We start from the raw sequence: 24,819 nt of genomic DNA on the forward strand, positions 1-24,819 counted from the left end.
ATGGAAGCCAGAAACAAGAAGATCGAGGATTGGTTCGCCATGGTGAAGCAGGGACAGGTGGTGCTGCCCCGCTTCCAGCGGCACGAGGCATGGAAGCCCACCCAGGTCGCCGGGCTGCTGGAGAATATCCTGCGCGAGCCGCCGCTGCCGATCGGTGCCCTGCTGACGCTGGAGGTTGGCGACGAGGAGCTGTTCCATTCCCGCCCCATCGTCGGCGCTCCGGAGCCGCAGTCGAAGCCGTCCTTGCACCTGCTCGATGGCCAGCAGCGCATGACGGCGCTGTGGCGCAGCTTGAACGGCGACTATCCCGCGCATGACGTCTTCGTCAGCCTCGCCTCGGCCCAGCCGGATGACGGCGAGACGGAGGTGGAGGTGCAGCCCGGTGTGGACGCGCCCGTGGTGCGGCTGATCGGCCGTTGGGACCGCAGGGGCGTCCGCGAGCCTGCCTGGGCAAACGATCCAGTAGCGACGCTTGAGCTGGGTCTGATCCCGCTGCCGATACTGTGTCCTGGATCGGCCGGAGAGGCGACGATGAAGGCCTGGGAAGCCGCGGTGGAACATAGCCCGTTGTTCACGCGGGAGGTCGGGCGGCGCGTCGATCGTCTTCGTCAGCGGGTGGCGAAATACGACATCCCGTTCCTGTCGCTCAGTTCCACCACCGGCCGCGATACCGCGCTGGACGTGTTTATCCGGATGAACACCTCCGCGACGCCGCTCAAGGATTTCGACATCGTCGTTGCGCAGCTGGAGAGCGCCACGGGCGATTCGCTGCACGACATGGTCGAGGAACTGGCCGATGCGGTGCCGCTCGCCCGCAATTACGGCCGCATCGAGGACACGATCCTCTCGGTCGCTGCGCTGCTGATGAACAAGCCGCCGCTGAAAAAGACCTATCTCGAAATGTCGTTCGGCAAGGCCTTCGCCGAGGTGTGGCCGCGGCTGAAGCACGGCTTCCGGCACGGCATCGAGTTCCTTCAGTCGGAAGCGATCTTCAACGATCGGAGCCTTCCCAGCGAGGTTGCCGTCTATCTCACCTGCGCGCTGTGGGCGGACGTGCCCGAACATGACTTCGACAAGGGCGGCAACGCGCGTGCGCTGATCCGCAAGGCGCTATGGCGCTGCTGCTACACGGATCGGTACGGCAAAACCTCTGCCACGCGCGCCTATGCCGATTATCGGGTGCTGCGGGCCACGATCGCCGGCGAAGCAACCGATATGTGCGAGCTGTTCGACGAGGAAAGCTACCCGCTTCCGACGCTTGCCGACCTGCGCGCGGCCGGCTGGCCGGGGCGCAAGGATCGCTTGCCACGCGCTATCATGGCCACAGGGCTGCGCCGGGGCGGCCTGGACTTCGCCGATGGGGCATCGATCACCGCGACGAATTTCTACAGCCGGGAATTTCATCACCTCTTCCCGGTCGGGGTCCTCAGTGGCGACCGCAAGGACGAGCGCGTCAACCGGGCGTTGAACTGTGCGCTGATCACCTGGACCACGAATCGCCGTGTTGGGGCGCAGACCCCCAGCACCTATATTCGGGCGCGTGCCGAGGCGGCGCACCTGGGGGAGGCGGGGGTGCGGCAGCGGCTTGAAAGTCATCTGGTGCCGTTCGACGCGCTGGTCGCCGACGATTACGATGCTTTCCTCGATGCGCGCGCCGCGCGTATTCACACCGATATGATGGACCTTTGCGAAGGACGGTCGCCGGCATGAATTCCAGCTCTACGATCCCCGCCGTGCGCCTCGTCACCGGCCAGACCGGCGCCTCGGCCAGCGCCAACGAACTCGGCATGCGGCCGATGCAGGCGCGCGCCTATGCACATCGCGGCGAGCAGTATCTGCTGATCAAGTCACCGCCGGCCTCGGGCAAATCCCGCGCGTTGATGTTCATCGCGCTCGACAAGCTCGCCAATCAGGGCGTCCGGCAGGCGATCATCGTGGTCCCGGAGCGTTCGATCGGCGGCAGCTTCGCCGACGAGCCGCTGACCGCGCACGGCTTCTGGGCGGACTGGACGGTGAAGCCGCACTGGAACCTGTGCAACACGCCGGGCGCCGACGATGTGAAGGTCGCCAAGTCGAAGGTGAAGGCGGTCGGCGAGTTCCTGGCCAGCGACGACAAGGTGCTGGTGTGCACCCACGCCACCTTCCGCTTCGCGGTCGACGAGCTGGGCATCGAGGCGTTCGACGGCCGGCTGATCGCGGTGGACGAGTTCCACCACGTCTCCGCCAACCCCGAGAACCGGCTGGGCGCCCAGCTGGGCCAGCTGATCGCGCGCGACAAGGTGCATCTGGTCGCGATGACCGGCAGCTATTTCCGCGGCGACGCGATGGCGGTGCTGGCGCCCGAGGACGAGGCGAAGTTCACCACCGTCACCTACACCTATTACGAGCAGCTCAACGGCTATCGCTGGCTGAAGACGCTCGACATCGCCTACAGCTTCTACACCGGCCGCTATGTCGACAAGATCAACGATCTGCTCGATCCGGCGGTGAAGACGATCGTCCACATTCCCAGCGTCAACAGCCGGGAAAGCACCAAGGACAAGCACCGCGAGGTCGAGGAGATCATGGATCACCTCGGTACGTGGAAGGGCACCGACCCGGTGACCGGCTTCCATCTGATCGAGACGGCTGCGGGCAAGATGATCAAGGTCGCCGATCTGGTCGATGATGATCCCGCCAAGCGCGATCGCGTGTCGGCAGCATTGAAAAGCGCGGAGGCGCGGAGCAACCGCGACCATGTCGACGTGATCATCGCGCTGGGCATGGCGAAGGAGGGCTTCGACTGGATCTGGTGCGAGCATGCGCTGACCGTCGGCTATCGCTCGAGCCTGACGGAGATCATCCAGATCATCGGCCGCGCCACCCGCGATGCGCCCGGCAAGACCGTCGCCCGCTTCACCAATCTGATCGCCGAGCCGGCGGCTGCCGACGATGTGGTCGCTGAGGCGGTGAACGATACGCTGAAGGCGATCGCCGCCAGCCTGCTGATGGAGCAGGTGCTGGCGCCGCGCTTCGACTTCACGCCGAAGGATGCCGGGCCGAAGGACGGGTTCGACTATGGCCCGGGCGGTTATCAAGAAGGCCACACCAATGTCGGCTTCAACGAGGAACGCGGCCAGTTTCACTTCGAGCTGAAGGACCTGCTGCTACCCAGCTCGACCGAGGGCAAGCGGATCTGCGCCGAGGACATCAACGAGGTGATCACCAGCTTCATTCAGGACAAGCAGGCGATCGAACGCGGCCTGTTCGACCCCGAGGTGGTGCCGGAGGAGCTGACCGTCGTCCGCATGGGCAAGATCGTCCGCGATCGCTATCCCGAGCTGAGCGACACCGACCAGGAGGCGATCCGCCAGCACGCCATCGCCGCGCTGAACATCACCCAGCAGGCGGCGAAGATCGTCACCGAAAGCGCCACCGACGACGGCACCGGCGAACTGAAGGCAAACACCTCGTTCGTCGACGGAGTTCGCAAGTTCATGAACGTGCGCGAGCTCGACATCGACCTGATCGACCGCATCAACCCGTTCGACGCGGCCTATGCGATCCTCGCCAAAGCGATGAACGAGGCCACGCTGCGCCAGGTGCAGGCGGCGATCGCCGGCCGCAAGACGAGCTTCACCGAGGAGGAAGCGCGCAGCTATGCCCTGCGCGCGGTGCAGTGGAAGCGGGAACGCGGCCGCGCGCCGGAGGTGACGTCCCAGGACCCCTGGGAACGCCAGCTCGCCGAGGGCGTCGCCGCCTTCGCCCGCTATCGCGCCAAGGCGCAGGCGGCGGAGGCTGTCGCCAATGGCTGACATGACGGACGACGACATCCTCGCCGAACTGGGCGTCGACCTCGCGCCGAAAAAGGCCCGCGCGCGCACGCCGCGCGAGGAGCGCATCATCGCGGGCTTCGAGGATATCGTGAAGTTCCGCGAGGAGCATGGTCGCGCGCCCCAGCACGGCGAAGGGCGTGACATTTTCGAGCGGCTCTATGCGGTACGGCTCGATCGGCTGCGGGTGCTGCCCGACGCGCGCGACCTGCTGGCCGAGATGGACGTGCACGGGCTGCTGGAGGCGAGCGAGGGCGACGCCCTGGACGATCTCGACGATAGCGCGCTGCTAGCGGAACTGGGCATCGATGCCGGCGCCGAGGGCGACATCACCCAGCTGCGGAACGTACGGTCCGCCAGCGAGCGGAAGGCTGCCGAGGAGGTAGCCGAGGCCAAGCGCTGCGAGGATTTCGCGACCTTCAAGCCGCTGTTCGCGCAGGTTCAGGCCGATCTCGACGCAGGCGTGCGCACCACGCGCCCGTTCGTTCGCGATTTGGGGCTGTCCAAGGCGGAGATCCTGCCCGGTGAGTTCTTCATCCTGGGCGGGCACATCGCCTATGTCGCGAAGGTCGGCGACCCCATCAAGGCGCCGAACGGAGAGACCGATGCCCGGCTGCGGGTGATCTATTCCAACGGCACGGAGAGCGACCTGCTGCTGCGGTCCCTCCAGCGCGCCCTGTACAAGGACGAGGGCGGCCGGCGGATCAGTGAGCCGGTTGCAGGCCCATTGTTCGAGCAGCCGTCCGACGTTGAACCCGATCAACTGGCAACGGGCACGCTCTATGTCCTGCGCAGCCGATCCACACACCCCACGATCGCCGCACACCGCGACCTGATCCACAAGATTGGCATCACCGGCGGCTCCGTCGAAGCGCGCATCGCAGGTGCTGCCGACGACGCCACCTATCTGCTTGCTGACGTCGACATCGTCGCAACGTACAAGCTGTATGATATCGACCGCTCTCGCTTGGAGGCACTGATCCACCGGGTGCTCGAAGCTGTCCGGTTCGACATTGAGATTCCAGATCGTTTCGGCAAGCCAGTCCGACCACGTGAATGGTTCCTGGTGCCGCTTCCGATAGTGGACGAGATCGTTGCGCGGATTGGCGACGGCACGCTGGCGGGGATGACCTACGATGCCAAAGAGGCCGCGCTGGTCTCAATTGTGTCGTGATTGTTCAAGCAATGCAAAGCTTGACTAGATTCCATAGAACATGGGCAGGCGGTTGGACAATCAGCTTCCTACATGTCGGACGTCAAATTGAGGGAATCTTGAATTTTTTCCAATATTTACTTGCCTTAGAGGCTAGGTATCTGTTTGGCGAGGCTACATCGCTTGAAACTGTACAGAGCTTCGGCCCCTTTAGAGAGATGCTGCGCGCTGGCGCGGAGCGCCAGTAAGCTTCTGCATGGCCTTCTGCGTCTTCATTCACCGCTTCGATTCGAACTACCGGGATATCCCGGCGGAGCGGTACCAGTTCCCGCCCCAGTATCTCAGCCGCGCCCGTGCCTGTATCGGCGACTGGATCGTCTATTACGAACCGCGCAAGGTTCGGAACACACGCGGGTACTTCGCAGTAGCGCGGGTGGAACGCATCGTCCCCGATGACAGTGCGCCGGGTATGTATGTCGCCGTGATCGAGCCCGGTAGCTATCTCGATTTCGCCAACCCGGTGTCTTTCGCAAACGCAGACGGCTTAGTTATCGAGCGGGGGCTGCTGAATGAGGCCGGGGGCATCTCCGGCCGCGCTCAGGCGGCGGTGCGGGGATTGTCGGCAACGGACTTCAATCGCATCGTCGAGGCTGGGCTGGCCGAGCCGGACCCGTTGCTGCCCCGCACAGGCTTCGCCGAAGCGCCTTCGGTGGTCCGTGAGGCGCGCTCGCCGTTCGGTTTCGACGAAGCGCGCGAGCGCGTCGACATGCTGGTTTCGCGCGTAGTCCGCGACCGCGTCTTCCGGCGGATCGTCCTACGGGCCTATGACGAGCGCTGCGCGGTTACAGGCCTAAAGCTGATCAACGGGGGCGGTCGGGCGGAAGTGGAAGCGGCGCATATCCGACCAGTCGAGGCCAATGGCCCAGATATCCTCAGCAACGGGCTCGCGCTGTCCGGCACGGCGCACTGGATGTTCGATCGCGGCCTGATCGGCCTGGACGATGACTTGCGGATCCTGATCTCCCGGCAGGCCAACGACCCTGAGAGCATCCGATCGATCATCAACGCGAGCGGGCGGGCGATCCTGCCGTCGCACGCCGGCGACCGTCCCCACCCGCAATTCGTGCGATGGCACCGGGAGCATTGCTTCAAGCAGTAGCGATGGCGCGCCGATCGGCGTTCGCTGGGGGCCTACGCCCTATGTGCTAATCGAGATGGGGGTCATCTTAGGGCGCGGGCTTCGACAATAGGAATTCGAGGGCACGCAGATTGACTGCAGCCGAACCTTGAGTGTACGCGCGAGTGTACACCGGCCCGAAAATGGGTCAGTTTCGATCACGTGTTTTCAATAACTTAGCGCGGACCCTAATTGGTCGGGTATCCTCTCTCCCCGACCATTTCTTGAAATGGCAAGAAGCCGCGGTTTTCCGCGGCTTCTTCCGTTTTGGCGTCGGCTCCATCGATTACGGCAAGCGAGCCCGGCTTCCACCACTCCGGCGCACCCGCATTCGGACTCCGCTTCGCCTCGGATTCGGGATACGCTGCTTGCAACGGTCCGGGATGGAGGGGGTATCCAACCATGGCGTTCGCACGCGTATCGAATCCGTCGCTGCTGATCTTGCCGCTGCTCCTTGCGGGATGCACCAGCAACAACGAAAGCTATGTCCCCGAGAACAGCATGAAGTCCGCGTCAGCGGCCGAGAATAGCGGGGAAGCTGCTGCGCCACCTCAGCCTCGCGTGCCATGTGCGGTGACGGGAACGCGGGAGACTGCCGCCGACTGCGCCGAGTTCGCCCGCAACATCACCAGCGTGAAGGCGGGAGTAGATGCGTTTCAACCCGAACAGGTGATGGTCCGCGATCAGCAAACGACGGTGCGATACAGCGTGAGCGCGCTGCCGGATGCGATCCAGGGAGAGAATGGCGAGATCGCAACCGCCAGCGATTCATCCACTAACAATGCCGAGATCGCCCGCGAGGTGGCGGAGACTGCCAACATGGTCGCCGGCCAGATCGTGCCCGATCGAGAGGCCGGGCAAGTGGAAACGCATGTCGTCAAGCTGGGCCAGCGAATGTTTGCCTGCCTCAGCGGCGACCCCTCCTTCACCATCGGCCCAGCGCAGTGCCAAGTCTTTAATTTGGTCGAGACGCCTAATCCGGTGTGGATCTGGCAAGTGACGCCAACCAAGGCAGGCCCGAGCTTCAAACTCTATCTACGCAGCGGCATCGCGCTGGAAGGATCGGACGGCAGCATCCGCCGCATCGGCCGCTATTCGACGACGCGAGAAATCAAGGTGACGGTTTCCGCGATCGGCAGGTTCCAGGACTTCCTCGGCACGATCACCGCCTGGGTACAATCGCCTACGGGTGCCATTGCGGCGGTAACGGCCTTGCTGGGCGCCATTGCCGCTCTGGTCGCCGCCTATCGCAAGCTCCGCCCAGCCACGCCGCCCAAGGCGCCCTGAAGCTGACGCGGGCAGCGCCGAAACGCCACCCGCCCTTGCTTTAGAACTGCACCCGCCCGCCGAGGGAGAACACGAACGCCCGCGCGTTGCGAAGCTGGCCCTGGGTCAGAATGGTCGAGCCCGCCGCAATGGTAGCCCGATCAATCGGCGCGTTGGCGAAGTCGACGTAGTTTGCGGCGGCATCGAGCACGATATTGCGCGTCACCGCGTAGGAGCCACCAGCGCCGAAGTTCCAGCGGTTCGCATCGGGCACACGCGCATCGCGTCGACCATCCTGCGTCGGCGTGGTCGCGCGCTGCACGCCGGCGCGCAGGGTCAGTTCGGGCGAGACCATGTAATCGACGCCGCCGGCATAGCTCCAGCTTTCCCGATAATTCTCCGGGATGGCCTGGTTGAGCGGTGCGCCCAGGCGGATCGCATCGAACTTGTCCCAATTATAGTGCACCACTTGGCCGTTAAGCGTTAGCCGATCGGTTGCGCGCCAGCGCAGCCCGGCAATCTGCTGCGCAGGCGTATAGAAGTCGGCACGAACGCCGGACAACGCGACATTGTTCGGCTGGAGCGGCCCGACCAGCCCGCTCACCGTCAGATCGCCCTTCAGCTTGTGGCGGATGGCAGACTTGTAGCTGAAGCCGGCGGTAACGCGCGAGCTGTGCATCTGGAAGCCGGCACTCCAGCCCACATCCCATCCGTCGCCCTTCAGCTCCTGTCGGCCATCCGGCAGACTGGCGATAACATTGGGCAGCGCATTACTGAGGCTGGCATCGGTATATTCGACATTCACGGCGACACCGACGCGCAACCAGTCCGTCACCGACACCGCGATCGAGGGCTGGATATCGACGGTCCGCAGCCGCGTCTTGTCTGCGCTATAGCGCGCCCAGCTGCTCGCCGAATAATCGGTGGTGAAGCTGTAAGGCGAGGTCACCGTCAGGCCGATCGCCACGCGGTTGCCGAGTGGTACCGCGACTGCGCCCGACGGCAAAACGCCGTTGTTGATCGGATTTCGGCTGGTCGTCTCGCCGCCGATCGCGGTTGCCGGCTGGCCACCCGGCCGCCGGATCAGCGTGCCGGTATCGACGACTTCGCCGCGCGGAAGGATCGCGGCAGCGTTGAGGTTGACCTCGATGCGCTCGACATTCGCGATGGCCGCGGGGTTCCACCAGAGCGAGGCTGCGCCCGTATCGGCGACTTCGCCCGAGAAGGCGCGACCGGCACCCTTGGCGGACTGTTCCTGCAAATAGAAGGCCTGAGCATGCGCCGCGCCCGCAAAGCCGGCGCTAGCCGCCAGCGTCGTGCCTGCGGCGAGGAGGAATTTCATCTTTTTCATGGTTTTCTCACGCTACTGGAGGTCGCAAAGGGTGCGGCGGCGCCGGCTTAGCGAACTCGGGTCCAGGTCTGGGTGCGACAGAACGGCTTGAACACGCAGCCGCGCAACTTGAGCTGATCGGAACCGGCCAGCGTGATGTCCGCGCTGTAGGTTTTTCCGTCCTCAGCGTTGTAGATCTTGCCGCTGCTCCAATTGGCGCCGTCAGCCGTGAACCCGCCCAGGATCTGCAGACCCTTGAGGGGACGATTGCGCAACTGCGCGTTCGAATTTCGGGTATCCCGCAGATCCGGGTTGGAGCGCAGGGCATCCGAGGTGAGAATCCGACCACAGATCGAAGGACCGCAGCGCTGAATCTCCACGATCGCATTGCGCGTCTGGGTCTTCCAGCGGCCTTCGACACCCTCTCCAGCTTGCGGTGCGGCTACCAGCATCGCGGCAAGCAAACTTATCCACATACTTGTTTTTCCATTATATCGTGTTCCCGCTGCGGATTAACCGCAGCGAGGACAGACATGACGTATGTTTACGTTCCAGCCTCTCCTGGGCCGGAACCATACCCATTCCTCAAAGTTCTGCAATGGCCGGTATGTTTCGGAAAATTTCAGGCCGTACGCCGCCGGCGCGCGATGCGGCGCGCGGTTTCGATCGGCGCCGCGAAGGAAGTGCCGGTGCCGGTCACGGCGCGACCATCCGCAAGGGTGGTCGGCACGTCGACGCCGCGTTGCCAGACATATAGATAGCCCCGGGCGTCCGCATCGGGACGGTTGGTGCCCGCCCATGGCTTGCCGCCGGGATCGAGCGCACCGACCAATACCGCATTGGGGAAACCCTGCCGCGCCATCGCCAGATTGCCGGGATGGGCAAGGCCATTGTTGCCCGCCGCCAGCACCACCACGATCCCCGCCGCGGCAGCATCATGCACGGCAGACGTGATCGCGGCATCGTCCGCCAGCGCCAGCGAAATGTTGATCGCATCCACCTTCAGCTCGATTGCCTTGCGGATCGCTGCAACGATCGGCGAAGCACTGGGCTGGCAGGGCGGGTTGGCGCCCGGCCTGCATCCCGCAGGATCGTCGATCCGCAGCGACACGATCCCCACCTGCCCCGCTGCCGCGCGCGTGAGAATGGTGGCGACCATAGTGCCGTGGTCGTAACGCGGGTGGAATGCGGGTCGGTCTTCCCCGGCGAGGTCATATTCGGCGATCAGCTTACCGCGCAGTTCCGCAGTTTCAGCCACGCCGCTGTCGATAATCGCCACGCGCGGTGCCATGGCGGGATTGCTCCCCGCGACCGCCGCAAACAACGCCATCCCCAGCAAGGGCATGTTCCCCTCCGCCCGACCGACCGAACCAAGGAAAATGCTAAGACGGAAGCGTTAACAAGCGCTTCACCCGCCCTTCGGGCTTGCACGTAGCCGGGCCGCGTGCGAACCGGCCCGGCCATTCAAGGGAAACCCAGCCATGTCCAAGGCCACCCGCGCCACGCGGATGCTCGAAGCGGCGAAGATCGCCTTCAGCGTGCACGCCTATGACTATGACCCCGATGCCGACGCGATCGGCATGCAGGCCGCAGACGCGCTAGGTGAAACGCCCGCGCGCGTGCTGAAAACATTGATGGTGAAGGTGGATGGCAAGCCCGTGCTGGCGATCCTGCCCTCGGACAAGCAGGTGGCGATGAAAAAGCTAGCCGCCGCGCTCGGCGGCAAATCGGCGGAGATGATGAAGCCGGCAGATGCGGAGCGACTTTCAGGCTACAAGGTCGGCGGGATCAGCCCGTTCGGCCAGATGCGCGCCTTGCCTGCGGTGATCGAGGAGAGCGCGGCGCTGGAGCCCTATGTCTATATCAATGGCGGTCAGCGCGGGCTGCAGGTGCGGCTTGCCCCGCAGGACGCCGCACAGTTGCTTCGGGCCAAGGTCACGGCGATTACCGCCTGATCGTCAGAGGGGTTGGGCATGCCGGGCGGCATCCTGCAACAGGTCGATGACATGTTCTAGCTGCGAGCGCCTTCCCTTGGGGCCCTGCACCACAGTGGCGTAGACATAGCCATGCACCTTTGCCCGCAACCGCGCCTCGGCGCGCAGACGCATCCAGTCACGGGGTAACCCTCTCCCGAGGCCACCGGCGATCGGCAGGCCCGTAGCGGCGCCGCGAACGAGCCCGGTGAGCGCTGCACCGCCCGCAGCTGCCCAGTCGCCCAGTTCCTCCATCATGTCGCGCATCAGGTTGGCGTCCACGGGTAGCGGTTGCCACTGCAAATGATGATAGGCTATCGGCTGCAGCGCGCGGTCCGCTTCTTCCACCACGCGACGTGCCAGCGGCTCGGCCACCTGGCGGACGACCGGCGCGATCCGGACCGCAACGAAGCGGGTCTGCTCGATCAGGCCGTCCCGCCAATCGGCTTCGGAAAGTTCGGCATCGAAGCTTTCGACGAGATCGGCAGCGGCCTGCTGCAGCACCGCTCGCGCCATGGCGACATGAAGATCGCGCCAGCGGCGGATTTCGCCGCGACCGAACAGGCGCATCAGGACCAAGGCTTGCGCTCCAGGATCATGCCCCGCACCAGACCAGAAATCGCGGCCGGGCTCAACGGGCGGTGCCGAAGGCCGGCGCTCCCGGCGGCACGGCGGCATAGCGCCAACGCTCTACCGGTACCGTCTCCAGCTTGCCGTCACGATTGCGCTGTCGCTGGATCAGTGTCGCCTCCTGCTGGGCCGTGCCGCCGATCGTCGCACGCGTGCGGACCCAGAACGAGGTGGATCGGAAGGAGCAGCCCCAGGGCAGCGTGACGTGCTGGTCGTCTAGATCCTTCAACGTCAGGAATCCCTGACGCGCACGCACCTGCAGCAGGCGGCTCGCCACAAGCGGATCCTTGAACAGGATCTGCATCAGTTCCGGTTCGGCCGCATTGATGTTGATCGCGGTGGCTCCCGGCAGCGCCGTCACCACCTTCTCCAGCCGCTCCGCAACCTTGGGGTCGAGACCGGCCAGCCGCAGCGGGCGCAGGTCCGTCACCGGCCCTTGGAGCCGAACATATTGAATCGCAGCAACCACCTGTTCAGGCGGCATCTCGATAGCGTTGGCGATTTCCTGGAGAAGCACAACGGCACCCGCCTCGCCGGTACGCACCGAGTTGATGTTGAAACGCCCTTCCGCATCGCCGATGACGAGATCGAAGGTGCCGCCTTCGATCGGCGCGGCCGTGGTGGCGATCTTGGCCCAAGGCTCGCGCGCATGATCGACGTCCCCGGCGGTTTCGCCGTCCCGACGCAGCGCCACCAATGCAGACAGTTCGCCGCCGCGAACGATTGCTTGCGCCCGCGCCGCCTCACGCATCCTCAGCCCGCGATCAAGCGCCAGCTCCTCCCGGTCGATCATCAGCAGCACAAGGCCGCTGGCGATCGCCACGAACATCAGCACGTTAACGAGGATCATGCCACACTCGTCGTCCTTGGGCTTTCGGCGGCGGGTCATTGCGGCGTGGGCTCTTGAGCACGGACCGGCAGCGTCACCACCCGGCGAAGCATCACCGGAGCGCCGCCCGGTCCCGCTGCCTGCACGTCGAGCGCAATGGCGCGCGGCCAGCGCTCCTTGGCTTCCTTGCTGCCGTCGATCGGCCAGCGATCGATCCAGCCACCGTCCCAGAAGCGCCACCGGGCGGAGACCACGCCGGGCAACAGCAGTTGCGGTGCTGGTGCCGCGCGGACCAGCACGCCGCCCGCTACGGCATAGCGCACCGGCGTGGCGACGCCGCCGGTCCCAGGCGCACTGCGGGTGAACGCCAGTCGGTCTCCACGCCCCTCGATCGTCCCGCTTGCCATTTGGTCGAGATCACTCGTCAGAACAAACATCGTTCGCTGAAGCGCGGCGAGACGATCGAGCCGAGCCCCAGTGCGGCCGTTCACGCGAAGGATGCCGTCCACCAGCGCCAGCCCCGCCACCGCGATCAGCGCGAACAGCCCCAGCGAGATCATCAACTCGATCAGCGTGAAGCCGGCCTCGCCGGCTTCGCGGCGCCTGGTCACGAGCCCGAACTCACCGCCACGCTGGCATAGCCGTCGCGCGAGGCGACCACGATAGCGAAGTCGCGTGCCACCGATCCGTCGGTGCGGAAGCGTACTGGGCCGGTGACGCCGTGGAAGCCTTTCGCGTCGACTAGCCCGTTCATGTTTAGCGCGTTGGCTTCGCGCAGCTTATTGGCGACACCCGCCGCATCATAGGCGAGCGCGGTGATCGTGCCCGGATCGCCGCCATTCTTCGCGGCGAAGGCTTGGGCGAAGGAAGCGAAGGCTGCGGGATCAGGGCAGGCCAGCCATGCGCCGTCGAGCGCTTCCAGCGATTCCGGGCGGTTATCGAGCCCTTGCAATGTCCCAAGGAGTTGCACGCCACTCCCCTTCAACGCCCGCGCCGCAGCCAGAACGCCTTCGCCGCTGCCCGGCAGCAGCACGGCATCGGGCGCGTCTCCAGCTTGGGGCAGCGGCTGCCCCGGCTTCACCTGAAGCACGCGGAGGCTGAGCCCGATCTCGCTTTCCATCCGTCCCGCGGCGAGGCTGGCCGCCGCGCACCAGGGCGATCCGTCGTCGATCATCACCACGGATCGCACGCCCCGCGTCCGCGCATAGCGGAGGATGGCGCTCGTCACCTGCGCTGCGGTGATGCCGAAGATCCACACGCCCGGCTGGCGCAGCACCGAATCGTTGCTGAAGGAAATCACCGGCACCCGGTTCGCCACCGTACTGCCCACCGCTGGCACTTCGGCAGCCATCAGAGGTCCCAGCATAAGGGCGGGATGGCGGCGCAGTGCATCGGCGGCCGCACGCGCGGCGCCCTCGGCGGAACCGCCGGTATCGAAAGCCAGCACGAAGTCCGCGTTTTCCGCGAGCAACGCCGCCTGTCGCATGCTACGGCCCAGCTCCGCTCGCGGTCCAGTGAGCGGGAGCAACAGGGCGATCGGACGCTTGTCCTTCTTCTCGCCCGCCCATGCGTTGGAGGAAAGCGATGCCGCGGATAGGACGAGGCCCGAGGGCAGCAGCCGCAGCAGGGACCGACGGTCCATTGCGAACTCCGGATTCAGCGAGTGAGGCACGGCGGCGTCTTATCGTCTTCGTCGGCTTGGGCATAGGGGCCTATGCGCTTGCGATGGCGGCTACCGCACCGGCAAGCCTGCTCGTCCGCAATGTACCCTGGCGAAGCGGCGTGGCGGGAACGGTCTGGAACGGCGAAGTCGGCGTAGCCGGCGGCAGCAAGCTCGAATGGCGGATCGCGCCGCTGCGTTCGCTGACCAGTTTCGGACTGGCAGCAGACTGGAAGGCGACCGGGCCGGATACCGATCTCGGAGGACGGGCGCTGGTGCATTTCGGCGGGCGGACAGTGCTCGACCATGTCAGCGGCGCGGCGGACGCGAGCCTGCTCCAGGCGATCCAGCCGGACCTGCCCTTCACGTGCCAACTGGTGATGCAAGTGGAGATGGCCAAGATCGCGGTGCGCGGCGGAAGCCAGATGCTCGACGGGAAAGTTACGACGGACCCCGGCAGCTGCCGCCCCAAGGCCGCGGGGGGCGCGGCGACGGCAGTGCCGGCGCTGCTTCTGACAGCCGAGCATGTCGGTCCCCGCACGACGATCCGGCTGGCCCCCGCAACCCAACGCCGCCAGCTGCTGCTCGACGCGATCCTCAGCGAGGACGGCATGCTGGACCTTGGAATGAGCAAGAACGGCGCAACGACGCTGCCGTTCGTCGGCCTGCCGGGCGGCGCACGGATTCAGGGGAAGATGTGACCTGAAGTCACCCTCCCGCAAGCATGAGAGATCCCTTATACGCCTACCAAATTGTTGAGATTGATGATCGGCAACAGGATTGCCAGCACCATCAGCAGCACCAGCCCGCCCATCACCAGCAGCACCAGCGGCTCGACCAGCGCGACCAGCGTGGAAACGAGCGCGTCGAGCTCGCGCTCGAGTTCGCCCGAGGCACGGCCCAGCGCCGGCGCGAGCTTGCCCGAGCTTTCTCCCGACGCGACGATCGCGACCAGCATCGAAGGGAAGATCTCCGCTTCCTGCATCGCCACGCGCAGACTGATGCCTTCGCGGACCCGCATCGCCACGCCGAACGCCTTCTCACGCACAAACTGATTCGGCGTCACCGCCGCGGCGGCGTGCAGCGCCTCTACTAGCGGGACCGCACTGCCGACCAGTGTCGCAAGACTGCCAGCGAAGCGTGCGGCGTTCATCTGTCGGCTGAACCGGCGAAAGGGCCGACGCTCGGCGAAGAAACGATGGACACGCAAGCGGTTGGCCGGGATCCGCAGCCATCGGCCAAAGGCAACGATGCCAAGCCCTATAGCGATCAGCAGATACAGGCCGAAGCCCTGTAGGAACGCGCTGATCGCAATCAGCGCGCGCGTGAGCAGCGGCAGGTCAGCGCCACGCGAGACGAACACCTTCACGATGTCCGGCACGACATAAACCATCAGCAGCACCATCATGCCGAACGACACCAGCGCAAGCAGCGCGGGATAGAGCAGTGCTAGCTGCAGCTTCTGACCGTTGGCCTGCCGATTCTCCACGAACTCGGCGAGGTGGTTGAGCACGTCCGGCAGCCGGCCGGAAGCTTCGCCTGCCGCCACAGATGCACGGTAGAATTCCGGGAAAGCCTTGGGGTGCTGAGCGAGTGCCGCAGCGAAGCTACGCCCGTCCAGGATCGCGCCGCGCACATCCAGCAGCAGCGAGCTTACCGCAGGCTGCTCCGATTGCGTCGCGACGAGGCGCAGAGCCTCCTCGATGGCGATGTCGGATCCGACCAGCGTGGAAATTTGCCGGGTGACGGTGGCGAGCGCACGGGCACTTACTCCGCTGCGGCCAAAGCGCGGGAGGGTAATTGAGCCGATCGAGCGGCCGCGCTCCGCCGCGGGCTCGACCGAAAGCGGGAGCAGCGCCTGCTCACGCAGCAACGCCCGAGCGGCGGCCTGGCTGGACGCTTCGATCACGCCGCGCTTGGCGGCACCGGTGCGGTCGGCCGCGCGATAGGCGAAGGCGGGCATTCAGATCCTCCCCTGCAAGGGAAGGGGGACCGCGCCGAAGGCGTGGTAGAGGGGTGTAGCGGCTGTAGTAAAGAATCCGCCTCCCCATCGGTGACACCCCTCCGTCGCGCTGGCGCGCGCCACCTCCCCTTCGAGGGGAGGATTGCAACGTGGCCTCACGCCTCATCCCTCACGACTCGGGCAACTTCTTCCACCGTGGTCACCCCGGCCTGGAGCTTGGCCACGCCGTCATCGAGCAGGCCGGGATTGTCCGCTCGCGCGTGGCGCTCGATCTCTGCCTCGCTGGCGCCGTCATGGATCAGCTTCTGGAACGCGTCGTCCACCGCGACGACCTCGTACAGCCCCGCCCGGCCGCGATAGCCTTCCTCATGGCACTGGTCGCAGCCGACCGCGCGCCATACCGTAGCCCCTACCGGCAGCGCACCGCCGAGCAGTAGCGAGTCCGCTTCGCTCGCCACATCCTCGCGGCGGCAGCTCGGACACAGCCGCCGCACCAGCCGCTGCGCGCACAGCCCGACGACCATCGGCGCGAGCAGATAGCGCTCCACCCCCATGTCGATCAGCCGGGTCACCGACCCCACCGCGCTGTTGGTGTGGAGCGTCGACAGCACGAAATGCCCAGTCATCGCGGAGCGCACCGCCACCTCCGCGGTTTCCTGGTCGCGGATCTCGCCGACCATGATCACGTCCGGGTCCTGGCGCAGGATCGCGCGCAGCCCCCGCGCGAAGGTCATATCGGTGCGCGGATTTACCTGGGTCTGCGCCACACCCGGCAGTTCGTACTCAATCGGATCCTCAACCGTCATCACGTTGCGCTTGCGGTCGTTGAGGCGAGTGAGCGCGGTGTAGAGCGTCGTCGTCTTGCCCGATCCGGTGGGTCCGGTGACCAGCAGGATGCCGTGCGGCCGCTCCAGCAGCCGGCCGAACACCGCCTGGTCGCGCTCGCTCATGCCGAGCCCCGACAGATCGAGCTTCAGCGACCCCTTTTCGAGCAGACGCAGCACCACCCGCTCGCCATGCTGGGTCGGAATGGTCGAGACGCGCGCATCGACATCATGGCCGCCGATGCGCAGCGTCACGCGGCCGTCCTGCGGCACGCGCCGCTCGGCGATGTCGAGCTTGGCCATCACCTTGATGCGGCTGACCAGCAGCGGCGCCAGCGCGCGCGGCGGCTCAATCATGTCGCGCAGCACGCCATCCACGCGGAAGCGGACGACGAGCCGCTTCTCCTGCGTCTCGACATGCACGTCGGACGCACCTTCCTTCACCGCCTCCATCAGGAGCGCGTTGATCAGGCGGATGACCGGCGCGTCGTCCCGCGTGTCGAGCAGGTCATCGACGCTCGCGGCGCTGTCGGCGAGCGCTGCCAGATCCATGCCGCCCAGGTCGATATCGGCAGCCGCCCCGCCCGCCCCGCCATAGGCTTCGCCCAGCGCGGCATCGAACGCAGCCCCGTCGAGCCGGACGAAGGCCGCGCCGGGCGCCAGTCGCTGCACCTCCAGCAACCCATCGAGCGGCGCGTCCGCACGGTGGACGCATTCGATTCCCTGGGGTGTCTCGCGCAGCAGCACGCCGTGCCGGCGCGCGAAACCATAGGGCAAGGTCGGCACATCGAGGATCATTGACCGAACTCCACGGTGCCGGAAACATGCCCCGGCGCCCCAAGTCGCTGGAGCGTGACGCGGCGGACCCGCAGGTCACTGGTCGTGGTCACGTCCGCAAGCCAGTGGACGAGCGACTCATAGCTCGCATCCGCCACCGTCGCCCGCACCCCGCCGGGAATCGGCGCGGTGGTCAGCGCAACACCGAACGCACCTGCCGACTGGGTGGCGATCGCCTCGGGTGCGCCGGTGCGCCGCTGCGGCTTGGCCGAACTCAGCGATCCCGCCGCCCGGATGCGCGCGTTGAGCGTTTCATAGGTACGGATATCGGCAAGCGCGGCGGCGCGCGCGCCCTGGATCGGCTTCACCACGCCGTAGATCAGCACCATCGCGCCCAGGAACAGCCCCAGCCCCGCCAGCATCATCCGCTCGCGAGCGCTGCGCCCCTGCCACCAGCCGCCGGCACGGGAAAGGCCGGCATCGAGAGTCGGCAGCTGCGTACGGAGAAAATTGCTCATGCAGCGCTTGCCGTAATGCGAATGGAGCCGTCTGGCGAGGCCGTGGCCTGCCCCTGGATCCGCCCCGCACGCAGCGCCGCTGCGATTCGGGCGGCGAGATCAGGCGGGCCGGGATCGCAGTCCATCGTCATCACTCTGCCCTCATAGCGCACCGACCGCACGGCGATGCTGCCGGCCAGCGGGCCCAGCGCCGCCGAAACCCGCGCCAGCAGCGGGACGAAACGATCGGGCGCGCGGGCGCCGCCGGCCGGTAGAAGATCGGTGACGGTGGCCTTGAGATCACCGGTGAGATCCGTCCCCGGCGCCGCGACCGAAACCAGCGCCCGCGTTTCCGCCGCACGGCGATCCGCGATACTGCGCAGCATCAGGGCGTCGCCACCGGCGATGAGGATATGCGCGGCCGCACCGAGGCCGAGGATCCAGCCGAGCCGCCGCCAGCCGCCCGACACGCGCTCGCGACGCGCGGCAAAGGCGCCCTGCCGCAGGTTCAATTCGGCCGCGGCAACGTCGGCGCGGGTCGCATCGTCGCGCAGGTCCGGCGTCGTGGCATCGGCCGGCAGGTCACCGCCCAGCGGCACGCCGACATTATGGATTCGCGGTTGGCCCGCCGCCGCCCAGGCCGCGCCGAGCAGCGCCTCCGGCATCGCGAAGCCCGTCCCATCGGCAGCGAGCACCAGCGCCCGGCCGTCGCGCACCGACACCGCCCAGCCTTCGACCGGTCGCGGCAGCAGAAGGACATCGGGCACCATCGGCGCGCCGCCCAGCCCCTGTTCGTCGGCGAGCGCTGTCCATGCGGCCATGATTTCCGCCCGGACCACGCCCACCAGATAGCGGTTCGGGGCCCCGGCCGGATCGGTTCGCGCGCCCAGCGCGAAATGCAGCGAATCGAGCGGCTCCGCCACCTGGTCTTCGATCGCGAACGGCAGGGCGGCGAGCCGGCGGGCGCGATTCGGCAACGGCAGATCGACGTTGAGCAGCCGCACCCGCTCGGTCGGCACGAGGATGGTTGCGGGTCCCTCGGCGGAGACTATGATCAGGCGGTCGCCCGCCAGCGTCCACACACCCCCGGCGTGCGGCGGCGGCAGATCCGGCGTTCGGGCGCCGCGTGTCACAGAAGCTTCATGGGTAGGACGCATGAGGCAGGGATGCGCATAAGTTTGAAACCATTTTGTGACATCGCATCGCAGCGCGCCCCGCGCAAGCTCTCCCCCGTCGGCGAGCATGAAGCCGGGCTGACGCTGATCGAGATGCTCATCGTGCTCGTGATCATCGCCGTGGTCGCGGGTCTCATCACCGCAAATGTGATCAACCGGCCCGACGAGGCGCGGGTGACCACCACCAGGGGCAACATCTCCAGCATCGAAGGCGCGCTGAAGATGTATCGCCTCGACAATGGCGATTACCCGACGACCGAGCAGGGCCTGAAGGCGCTGGTGGAGAAGCCCACCATCCCGCCGGTGCCGGCAAACTGGGCGCAGGGCGGCTATCTTTCCGCGCCGCCACTCGATGCCTGGGGCAAGCCCTATGAATACAAGTCGGAAGGCGGCGGGTTCACCATTCGCTCCTTCGGCAAGGACGGCAAGCCCGGCGGCGAAGGCATCGACGCCGACATCGAAGGCAAGGGCTGATGCTCCGCGGGGGGGCCGGCAGCGCTGCGCGTCGCGCCTCCCAGGCGGGCATGACGCTGATCGAGATGCTGATCGTCCTCGCGATCATCGGTGTCGCCGCCGGTGCGGTGACGCTGGGCATCGGCGCCGCCACGCGAAAGCCGAGCGTGGAGACCGAGGCGCGCCGCCTCGCCTCCCGCCTCCAGGCGGCAGCCGACGACGCGATGCTCGGGGACCGGGTGATCGCCTTCACCGCACAGTCGCATGGCTATGGCTTCGCGACGATCGGCCCGAACGGCCGGCTGGCCGCACGCAGCGACGGCGCGCTCGCGCCGCACACGCTGCCCGGGGGCATCACGCTCACGCTGGATACGCGTCCGCCCGTCGTGCTGGGCGTGGACGGGTCCGGCAAGCCGATGGCAGCGACCATCGACAACGGCAACCAGCGCTGGCTGGTGCGCTATGACGGCATGACCGCGACGGCCACCCCGGCCCCGGCATCCTGATGGCGGACGAGCAGGGATTTTCGCTGATCGAGGCGCTGGTGGCGCTCGCGGTGCTGGCCATCGCGACGGTCGGCCTGATGCGCACGGTGCAGACGCACATCGATTCCACGCGCGGGCTGGAGCGCCGGGCCGCGGCCATGTGGGTCGCCGAGAATCGCCTGGCGGAGCTGGAGGCCGGCATTCCCGACGAATCGCAGGCGGACATGCTGGGCGAACGCTGGCGCATCGCCGTGGACAAGCGCAGCACCGACGACCCCGAGATCGTGCGCGTGCGCATCAGCGTGTTCCCCGCTGCCGAGAAGACGCCGCTTGCATCGCTCGACGGCTTCGTGGACGGACGCAAGGAATGATCCGCTCCACCCTCACGCCGCGCCAGACCCGCACCGCGCTCGACCTGCTGACCGGCGCGATGGTCGTTTCGGTCGCTGTCGCGCTAGCCGGGCTGACCTGGCGAATCGCCGGGCATGCCGGCACCGGTGCGATCACCGTGCCCTCCGGGCGGTCCGGCCCTGCCGTGGCGCCCGACATGGCGCCCGCCATCGCGCTGGCACCGTTCGGCAAGCCGTTGATCGTCGATGCGCCGCAGCCGACCACGCTCCCGCTGGAATTGAAGGGCATCGTCGCCGCCATTCCCGCCGAACTTTCCACTGCCTTCATCGCGGTGAGCGGCGCGCCCGCCACCGGCTTTCGCGTCGGCCAGGCGGTGAACGGCGCCACCATCTCCGCCATCCAGCGGGACCGCGTGATTTTCGACAATGGCGGGCGTCGCGAGTTCCTTGCCTTTCCCGACCCCTCGCTGTCGCCCGAACAGCGCCAGGCTGCCGCCGCGGCGCCTGCCGGTGCCGCGGGACAGACAGCCGCGGCGCCCGCGCAAGCCGCAGCGCCGTTGCCCGGCAACAGCGCCGCGGTCCTGCAGAAGCTGGGCGCCACCCAGACGGCGGATGGCGTGCGCATCGGCAGCAACGGCCCCCCGGGCATGCAGGCGGGCGACGTCATCACGTCGGTCAACGGCACCCCGCTCACCGACACCCAGGCAGCCAATGCCGCCTTCGCCGCCGCGCAAGCAAGCGGTTCGGCCCAGATACAGATCATGCGCGACGGACGGCGGATGACGCTGACCGTTCCGCTGCGATAGAAGAGAGAGCCCCGTGAAGATTCGCCCTGCCCTCGCCTGCCTCGCGCTCGCGCCGATGCTGCTGAACCCGGTGCTGGCCGCTGCGCAGGCCGCGCCGCAGGAGGCCGCCGACGTGGTAATCAACATGCGCGGCGTGGAAATCGCCGACGTCGCCGATCAGATCTCGCGCATCACCGGCCGCACGCTGATCCTCGACCCGGCGGTGAAGGGCGTGGTGACGGTCACCTCGTCGAGTCCGCTCACGCCCGGCGGGGTGTGGGACCTGTTCCAGTCGGTGCTGCGCGCCAACGGCTATGCGGCGGTGCGATCGGGCCGCGCCTGGCGGATCGTGCCCGCGGCCAACGCGGTGCGCGACGGCGGCGTGCCGGCGCGCGGCATTGCGGGCCAGGAGCTGATGACGCGGATGGTCCGCCTGTCCAATGTGCCCTCCGCGGACGCCGCCCGCATCGCCCGGCCGCTGGTGGCGAGCTTCGGCAGCGTCGAGCCGCTAACGGCGCCCAATGCCGTGGTCATCACCGATTATGCGGACAATGTTCGCCGCATCGAATCGATCATTCGCCAGCTGGACGGCGGCGGCGGGGCGACCTTCGCCGCGATCGCGCTGAAGAACGGCAGCGCACCCGCCGTCGCCCAATCGGTGCAGAATGTGCTCGGCGGCGACCAGGGCGCAGGCACGCGCGTCGCTGCCGACGAGCGCAGCAACACGGTGATCCTGCGCGGCACGCCCGCCGCCGTGGCGGAGGGCCGCCGCATCGTTGCGTCGCTGGACCTGCCGGGCGGGTCGACCCCGATCACGCGCATGTTCCGGCTGAACTACGCCGATGCCGAAACGGTGACCGACGTGCTGCGCGGCGTGCTCGGCCTCGGCGAAAGCACCGACAATGCGGTGGCGAACAGCCTTTCCACCGGCAACAGCAATCCCTTTGCGCGCCTGTCCGCACAAGGCGCGCTGTCGGGCGGGGCGACCGGCATGTCGAGCGGCACGCCGGGTTCATCGCTTCCCACCGGCACCGGCGTGCAGGCCGCGACCGGCACGACCACGCCGATGATGCAGTCGACCGCGCCGCAGACGCCGAAGGGCTTCTCGACGCCCGACCTCACCGTCCAGCCGGCCCCCGAGCTGAACGCCATCGTGGTGCGCGGTGCGCCCAGCGCGATCGCCTCGATAGAACCGCTGGTCCGCGATCTGGACGTGCGGCGGCCGCAGGTGCTGATCGAAGCCGCGATCGCCGAGATCACCGGCGACGACGCCGAGCAGCTCGCGGTGCAGATCGGCACGAGCGGCGCGGTACTGAACCGGGTCACCGGCGCGGGAACCTCGTTCGACGCGGCCGGCCCGTCGCTGGGCGCCGTGCTGACCGCGCTTGGCGTGCCGGCAGGGTCCATCCTCGGCACCACCGCCGGCGGGTTCACCGGCAATTTCAAGATCGGCGACGATTTCTCGGTGCTGCTCCAGGCGCTGGGCACGTCGAGCCGCGCCAATCTGCTGTCGACGCCGCAGATCACGGTGCTCGACAATGTCGCCGGCGAGTTCATCGCCGGGCAGAACGTGCCGTTCGTCACCGGCTCGATCCTCACCAATTCCAGCGCCGCGACACCGTACAACACGATCGAGCGCAAGGACGTGGGCATCACGCTGCGGGTGCTGCCGCGGATCAATGCCGGCGACACGATCCGTCTGCAGGTGAACCAGGAAGCCTCGTCGATCGCGAGCACCACCGTCTCGCGCGCGACCGATCTCATCACCAACAAGCGCGCTATCAACACCACCGTGCTTGCGGACAACGGCTCCACCATCGTGCTCGGCGGCCTGACCAGCGACGATTATCAGGACGTGCGCCAGCAGGTGCCGGTGCTCGGCAACATCCCGCTGATCGGCGAGCTGTTCAAGGGACGCAAGGAGCAGCATTCCAAGCGCACGCTGTTCATCTTCCTCAAGCCGACCATCCTGCGCGACGGGGTGGACGCCAGCGCGGCGGCGAAGGATCGCTATGCCCGGTTGCGCGCCGACGAGGCGCAGAATGCCAAGCGCAACAGCCTGCTGCTCGCGCCGCCGCCCGCCCGGCTGCGGGTGGAGATCGACGGGATCTACTGAGCCGGGGGCCCGGCATCGGCCGCAGGCATCGGGACCCGCGCCCGCTGCCCGCCCCGGCTGAACAGCGCCGCGTCGATGGAAAGCGACTCGAGCTTCCAGCCGTCGACGCTGTCGCCGAGGGCGAGGCTGCGGCTGCTCCCCTGCGCGGTGCGGACCAAGGCTACCGCGTCCGTGCCGAGCCGCCCGACGATCCCGGTGAGCTGCGGCGCATCCGCCGGCAGCGGCGCCTCCTCGGCGGCCGTCGCGGCGAACAGGGCGCGGTCATAGGCATGGGCAAGCGGCGGGCGACCGCCGATCTCGAGCGACCGCACGGCGCGCGCCGGCACGGCGGGCGGCGGCGTCCCCGGCCGCAGCAACATCGCCGGCATCGCCACGGCGACGATCGCGGCCAGCGCAAGTGCGAGGCCCTGGCGCCGCGACATCATCGTGTGGCTCCCACCAGTTCGCCGGACAGGCGCACGCCGCCGCCCTCCGCCGGCACCAGCCGCCAGACCCGGAAGCGCAGGAGCGGCTGATCCCGCTCGATCGAATCGGCCAGCGCGACGACCGCCTTTTCGGGACCCGATACCCGCAATCGGATCGCGACAAGCGGCGCGGGGGCCGGGATCGGCTGGGCATCCTCGATCAGCACGCCGCCCGCCCGCGCGCGCTGCTCGATCCGCGCACGCACCGCCGCGATGCCCGGCGGCGGGACCGATTGGCCAGGGCCAAGGAGCGGTGCCATGACCTGCGGCGCCGCCAAGGTCGCCACCTCCCGGTCGCGTGCCAGCCGTGCCTTGTGCAGCCGCCCGAGCGCGGTGCCCGTCCAGGGCGCAAGGAGCAGCGCGAGGATCAGCCCCATGCCGACGCCCCACAGAACCGGACGGCGGCTCACGCTTCCACCTGCCGCAACAGCACCAGCGTACGCCCCTCGCCTTCCTGCTGGCGCACGTCGCGCAGACCGGCAAGCGCCGGAGACCGCCGCAGCGCGGCGCGGAGCGCGTCCGGATCGCTGGTCGCGATTTCGATCTCCAGCGCGCCGTTCGCCAGCCGCTCGGCACGAGCCACGCTGGCATCGGCCGGCAGCACCGCCGCCAGCTGGTCCAGCAGTTGCGCTGGCCCCGCGCGATGCAGCGCTGCCGAAAGCACGTCGCGCGCCGCCCCCCACGCGCGTTCGGCAGCAACCCTGGGCGCCAGCCGCGCATGCGCCGCCCGCGCCTCCGCCTCCACCTTCGACGCGAGCGCCATCGCCCCCAGCATCGTCGCCATCGGCCCGGCGGCGATCAGCAGTACCAGCGCCACCGACGGCCATCGCCCCCCCTGCCCCGCCGGCGCCGGCAGCGGGCGCCACCGGACAAATCCCTGCAATCGCACGCCTAGCTGCCCGGCAAGACTGGGCATGGGCGGCGTATCGCGATCGGGTTCGGCCGGCGTCATGCGGCTGCGCTTAGCCGGAACGCCGCCATTGGCAAGTGTCACACGATCGCCCCGCAAGCGTCGCCGATCCGTCACGGCAACGGCATCATCGCTTCATCTGGCTTCCCCATGGAGAAGCACGAACCGGGAGCCGCACGCCCGGCCGAAA

Annotated in this window: 26 protein-coding genes; 12 read left to right on the top strand and 14 right to left on the bottom strand. The window is 67.4% G+C overall.

Features of this window, described 5'->3' with window-relative positions:
* The 5 genes from A7X12_RS24105 to A7X12_RS24125 all read left to right on the top strand — a co-directional run bounded on the left by A7X12_RS24105 (nt 1) and on the right by A7X12_RS24125 (nt 7,429).
* Entirely contained in the window at nt 1-1,710 is a 1,710-nt protein-coding gene (locus tag A7X12_RS24105; protein ID WP_064313960.1) for a DUF262 domain-containing protein, read from the top strand.
* Entirely contained in the window at nt 1,707-3,794 is a 2,088-nt protein-coding gene (locus tag A7X12_RS24110) for a DEAD/DEAH box helicase (RefSeq protein WP_064313961.1), read from the top strand. The genes A7X12_RS24105 and A7X12_RS24110 overlap by 4 nt, the downstream gene beginning before the upstream one ends.
* Nucleotides 3,787-4,986, top strand: coding sequence for a GIY-YIG nuclease family protein (locus A7X12_RS24115; protein WP_064313962.1), 1,200 nt, complete (start codon nt 3,787-3,789; stop codon nt 4,984-4,986). Before A7X12_RS24110 ends, A7X12_RS24115 begins: the two co-directional genes overlap by 8 nt.
* Nucleotides 4,987-5,221: 235 nt before the next feature.
* Nucleotides 5,222-6,124 carry an HNH endonuclease gene (locus A7X12_RS24120; protein ID WP_064313963.1) on the top strand — a complete coding sequence of 301 codons (903 nt, stop codon included), beginning with the start codon at nt 5,222-5,224 and terminating at the stop codon, nt 6,122-6,124.
* A gap of 420 nt (nt 6,125-6,544) precedes the next feature.
* Nucleotides 6,545-7,429 (top strand): hypothetical protein, encoded by an 885-nt coding sequence (locus A7X12_RS24125; protein WP_064313964.1) that lies wholly within the window; start codon nt 6,545-6,547, stop codon nt 7,427-7,429.
* A 40-nt stretch (nt 7,430-7,469) separates the two neighbouring features.
* Here the strand turns inward: A7X12_RS24125 and A7X12_RS24130 are convergent, their stop codons facing one another.
* The 3 genes from A7X12_RS24130 to A7X12_RS24140 all read right to left on the bottom strand — a co-directional run bounded on the left by A7X12_RS24130 (nt 7,470) and on the right by A7X12_RS24140 (nt 10,083).
* The gene (locus tag A7X12_RS24130; protein WP_084446113.1) at nt 7,470-8,750 is read right to left on the bottom strand and encodes an OmpP1/FadL family transporter; all 1,281 of its coding nucleotides are present in this window, start codon (nt 8,748-8,750) and stop codon (nt 7,470-7,472) included.
* A 56-nt stretch (nt 8,751-8,806) separates the two neighbouring features.
* Nucleotides 8,807-9,214, bottom strand: a complete 408-nt coding sequence (locus A7X12_RS24135) for a DUF2147 domain-containing protein (protein ID WP_064313966.1) — start codon at nt 9,212-9,214, stop codon at nt 8,807-8,809.
* Nucleotides 9,215-9,360: 146 nt separating this feature from the next.
* Nucleotides 9,361-10,083: a S8 family peptidase gene (locus tag A7X12_RS24140; RefSeq protein WP_064313967.1), complete on the bottom strand. Its 723-nt coding sequence runs from the start codon at nt 10,081-10,083 to the stop codon at nt 9,361-9,363.
* Between the two features lie 136 nt (nt 10,084-10,219).
* Here A7X12_RS24140 and ybaK point away from each other — a divergent pair, with 136 nt between their 5' ends.
* Nucleotides 10,220-10,693 carry a Cys-tRNA(Pro) deacylase gene (gene ybaK / locus A7X12_RS24145; protein WP_064313968.1) on the top strand — a complete coding sequence of 158 codons (474 nt, stop codon included), beginning with the start codon at nt 10,220-10,222 and terminating at the stop codon, nt 10,691-10,693.
* Between the two features lie 3 nt (nt 10,694-10,696).
* Here ybaK and A7X12_RS24150 read toward each other — a convergent pair whose 3' ends face one another.
* The 4 genes from A7X12_RS24150 to A7X12_RS24165 all read right to left on the bottom strand — a co-directional run bounded on the left by A7X12_RS24150 (nt 10,697) and on the right by A7X12_RS24165 (nt 13,812).
* Nucleotides 10,697-11,281: a hypothetical protein gene (locus A7X12_RS24150; RefSeq protein ID WP_064313969.1), complete on the bottom strand. Its 585-nt coding sequence runs from the start codon at nt 11,279-11,281 to the stop codon at nt 10,697-10,699.
* A 61-nt stretch (nt 11,282-11,342) separates the two neighbouring features.
* A complete protein-coding gene (locus A7X12_RS24155) occupies nt 11,343-12,191 on the bottom strand; it encodes a general secretion pathway protein GspK (RefSeq protein WP_232318671.1) in 849 nt (282 codons plus the stop codon).
* A gap of 35 nt (nt 12,192-12,226) precedes the next feature.
* Nucleotides 12,227-12,781 carry a prepilin-type N-terminal cleavage/methylation domain-containing protein gene (locus tag A7X12_RS24160; RefSeq protein ID WP_064313971.1) on the bottom strand — a complete coding sequence of 185 codons (555 nt, stop codon included), beginning with the start codon at nt 12,779-12,781 and terminating at the stop codon, nt 12,227-12,229.
* Nucleotides 12,778-13,812 (bottom strand): ABC transporter substrate-binding protein, encoded by a 1,035-nt coding sequence (locus A7X12_RS24165; RefSeq protein ID WP_064313972.1) that lies wholly within the window; start codon nt 13,810-13,812, stop codon nt 12,778-12,780. The genes A7X12_RS24160 and A7X12_RS24165 overlap by 4 nt, the downstream gene beginning before the upstream one ends.
* A gap of 83 nt (nt 13,813-13,895) precedes the next feature.
* Here A7X12_RS24165 and A7X12_RS24170 point away from each other — a divergent pair, with 83 nt between their 5' ends.
* Nucleotides 13,896-14,531: a type II secretion system protein N gene (locus tag A7X12_RS24170; protein WP_064313973.1), complete on the top strand. Its 636-nt coding sequence runs from the start codon at nt 13,896-13,898 to the stop codon at nt 14,529-14,531.
* A 35-nt stretch (nt 14,532-14,566) separates the two neighbouring features.
* Here the strand turns inward: A7X12_RS24170 and A7X12_RS24175 are convergent, their stop codons facing one another.
* The 4 genes from A7X12_RS24175 to gspL all read right to left on the bottom strand — a co-directional run bounded on the left by A7X12_RS24175 (nt 14,567) and on the right by gspL (nt 19,024).
* Nucleotides 14,567-15,793, bottom strand: a complete 1,227-nt coding sequence (locus tag A7X12_RS24175) for a type II secretion system F family protein (protein WP_064313974.1) — start codon at nt 15,791-15,793, stop codon at nt 14,567-14,569.
* 155 nt (nt 15,794-15,948) lie between these two features.
* A complete protein-coding gene (locus A7X12_RS24180; protein ID WP_064313975.1) occupies nt 15,949-17,415 on the bottom strand; it encodes a GspE/PulE family protein in 1,467 nt (488 codons plus the stop codon).
* Nucleotides 17,412-17,912 (bottom strand): type II secretion system protein GspM, encoded by a 501-nt coding sequence (gene gspM / locus A7X12_RS24185; RefSeq protein ID WP_064313976.1) that lies wholly within the window; start codon nt 17,910-17,912, stop codon nt 17,412-17,414. Before gspM ends, A7X12_RS24180 begins: the two co-directional genes overlap by 4 nt.
* Nucleotides 17,909-19,024, bottom strand: a complete 1,116-nt coding sequence (gspL, locus tag A7X12_RS24190) for a type II secretion system protein GspL (protein ID WP_064313977.1) — start codon at nt 19,022-19,024, stop codon at nt 17,909-17,911. Before gspL ends, gspM begins: the two co-directional genes overlap by 4 nt.
* Nucleotides 19,025-19,057: 33 nt before the next feature.
* On the opposite strand from gspL, the gene gspG reads away from it, so the two are divergent.
* From gspG to gspD, 5 genes are read left to right on the top strand one after another with little or no spacing between them, the layout of a single operon-like run.
* Nucleotides 19,058-19,540: a type II secretion system major pseudopilin GspG gene (gene gspG, locus A7X12_RS24195; RefSeq protein WP_084446073.1), complete on the top strand. Its 483-nt coding sequence runs from the start codon at nt 19,058-19,060 to the stop codon at nt 19,538-19,540.
* Nucleotides 19,540-20,025, top strand: coding sequence for a GspH/FimT family pseudopilin (locus A7X12_RS24200; protein ID WP_064313978.1), 486 nt, complete (start codon nt 19,540-19,542; stop codon nt 20,023-20,025). The genes gspG and A7X12_RS24200 overlap by 1 nt, the downstream gene beginning before the upstream one ends.
* Complete coding sequence (gene gspI / locus A7X12_RS24205; protein WP_064313979.1) at nt 20,025-20,375, top strand: type II secretion system minor pseudopilin GspI; 351 nt, start codon at nt 20,025-20,027, stop codon at nt 20,373-20,375. Before A7X12_RS24200 ends, gspI begins: the two co-directional genes overlap by 1 nt.
* Nucleotides 20,372-21,160 carry a type II secretion system protein N gene (locus A7X12_RS24210; protein ID WP_064313980.1) on the top strand — a complete coding sequence of 263 codons (789 nt, stop codon included), beginning with the start codon at nt 20,372-20,374 and terminating at the stop codon, nt 21,158-21,160. The genes gspI and A7X12_RS24210 overlap by 4 nt, the downstream gene beginning before the upstream one ends.
* 13 nt (nt 21,161-21,173) lie before the next feature.
* Complete coding sequence (gspD, locus tag A7X12_RS24215; protein ID WP_232318672.1) at nt 21,174-23,255, top strand: type II secretion system secretin GspD; 2,082 nt, start codon at nt 21,174-21,176, stop codon at nt 23,253-23,255.
* Here gspD and A7X12_RS24220 read toward each other — a convergent pair.
* The 3 genes from A7X12_RS24220 to A7X12_RS24230 are packed head-to-tail and all read right to left on the bottom strand — an operon-like array spanning nt 23,249 to nt 24,728.
* Complete coding sequence (locus tag A7X12_RS24220; RefSeq protein ID WP_064313981.1) at nt 23,249-23,680, bottom strand: hypothetical protein; 432 nt, start codon at nt 23,678-23,680, stop codon at nt 23,249-23,251. The two genes, gspD and A7X12_RS24220, sit on opposite strands and share 7 nt — an antisense overlap.
* Nucleotides 23,677-24,129: a hypothetical protein gene (locus tag A7X12_RS24225; protein ID WP_064313982.1), complete on the bottom strand. Its 453-nt coding sequence runs from the start codon at nt 24,127-24,129 to the stop codon at nt 23,677-23,679. Before A7X12_RS24225 ends, A7X12_RS24220 begins: the two co-directional genes overlap by 4 nt.
* Nucleotides 24,126-24,728, bottom strand: a complete 603-nt coding sequence (locus A7X12_RS24230) for a hypothetical protein (RefSeq protein ID WP_232318673.1) — start codon at nt 24,726-24,728, stop codon at nt 24,126-24,128. Before A7X12_RS24230 ends, A7X12_RS24225 begins: the two co-directional genes overlap by 4 nt.
* Between the last annotated feature and the right edge of the window lie 91 nt (nt 24,729-24,819).

The sequence above is a fragment of the Sphingomonas sp. TDK1 genome, assembly GCF_001650735.1.
Taxonomy (GTDB): Bacteria; Pseudomonadota; Alphaproteobacteria; order Sphingomonadales; family Sphingomonadaceae; genus Sphingomonas.

What these genes read in the sequence shown, in the direction of transcription:
- A7X12_RS24105 (WP_064313960.1), top strand. Translation starts at nt 1, where the DNA reads ATGGAAGCCAGAAACAAGAAGATCGAGGATTGGTTCGCCATGGTGAAG.
- A7X12_RS24110 (WP_064313961.1), top strand. Translation starts at nt 1,707, where the DNA reads ATGAATTCCAGCTCTACGATCCCCGCCGTGCGCCTCGTCACCGGCCAG.
- A7X12_RS24115 (WP_064313962.1), top strand. Translation starts at nt 3,787, where the DNA reads ATGGCTGACATGACGGACGACGACATCCTCGCCGAACTGGGCGTCGAC.
- A7X12_RS24120 (WP_064313963.1), top strand. Translation starts at nt 5,222, where the DNA reads ATGGCCTTCTGCGTCTTCATTCACCGCTTCGATTCGAACTACCGGGAT.
- A7X12_RS24125 (WP_064313964.1), top strand. Translation starts at nt 6,545, where the DNA reads ATGGCGTTCGCACGCGTATCGAATCCGTCGCTGCTGATCTTGCCGCTG.
- A7X12_RS24130 (WP_084446113.1), bottom strand. Translation starts at nt 8,750, where the DNA reads ATGAAATTCCTCCTCGCCGCAGGCACGACGCTGGCGGCTAGCGCCGGC.
- A7X12_RS24135 (WP_064313966.1), bottom strand. Translation starts at nt 9,214, where the DNA reads ATGTGGATAAGTTTGCTTGCCGCGATGCTGGTAGCCGCACCGCAAGCT.
- A7X12_RS24140 (WP_064313967.1), bottom strand. Translation starts at nt 10,083, where the DNA reads ATGCCCTTGCTGGGGATGGCGTTGTTTGCGGCGGTCGCGGGGAGCAAT.
- ybaK (WP_064313968.1), top strand. Translation starts at nt 10,220, where the DNA reads ATGTCCAAGGCCACCCGCGCCACGCGGATGCTCGAAGCGGCGAAGATC.
- A7X12_RS24150 (WP_064313969.1), bottom strand. Translation starts at nt 11,281, where the DNA reads ATGCGCCTGTTCGGTCGCGGCGAAATCCGCCGCTGGCGCGATCTTCAT.
- A7X12_RS24155 (WP_232318671.1), bottom strand. Translation starts at nt 12,191, where the DNA reads ATGATCCTCGTTAACGTGCTGATGTTCGTGGCGATCGCCAGCGGCCTT.
- A7X12_RS24165 (WP_064313972.1), bottom strand. Translation starts at nt 13,812, where the DNA reads ATGGACCGTCGGTCCCTGCTGCGGCTGCTGCCCTCGGGCCTCGTCCTA.
- A7X12_RS24170 (WP_064313973.1), top strand. Translation starts at nt 13,896, where the DNA reads ATGGCGGCTACCGCACCGGCAAGCCTGCTCGTCCGCAATGTACCCTGG.
- A7X12_RS24175 (WP_064313974.1), bottom strand. Translation starts at nt 15,793, where the DNA reads ATGCCCGCCTTCGCCTATCGCGCGGCCGACCGCACCGGTGCCGCCAAG.
- A7X12_RS24180 (WP_064313975.1), bottom strand. Translation starts at nt 17,415, where the DNA reads ATGATCCTCGATGTGCCGACCTTGCCCTATGGTTTCGCGCGCCGGCAC.
- gspM (WP_064313976.1), bottom strand. Translation starts at nt 17,912, where the DNA reads ATGAGCAATTTTCTCCGTACGCAGCTGCCGACTCTCGATGCCGGCCTT.
- gspG (WP_084446073.1), top strand. Translation starts at nt 19,058, where the DNA reads ATGCGCATAAGTTTGAAACCATTTTGTGACATCGCATCGCAGCGCGCC.
- A7X12_RS24200 (WP_064313978.1), top strand. Translation starts at nt 19,540, where the DNA reads ATGCTCCGCGGGGGGGCCGGCAGCGCTGCGCGTCGCGCCTCCCAGGCG.
- gspI (WP_064313979.1), top strand. Translation starts at nt 20,025, where the DNA reads ATGGCGGACGAGCAGGGATTTTCGCTGATCGAGGCGCTGGTGGCGCTC.
- A7X12_RS24210 (WP_064313980.1), top strand. Translation starts at nt 20,372, where the DNA reads ATGATCCGCTCCACCCTCACGCCGCGCCAGACCCGCACCGCGCTCGAC.
- A7X12_RS24220 (WP_064313981.1), bottom strand. Translation starts at nt 23,680, where the DNA reads ATGATGTCGCGGCGCCAGGGCCTCGCACTTGCGCTGGCCGCGATCGTC.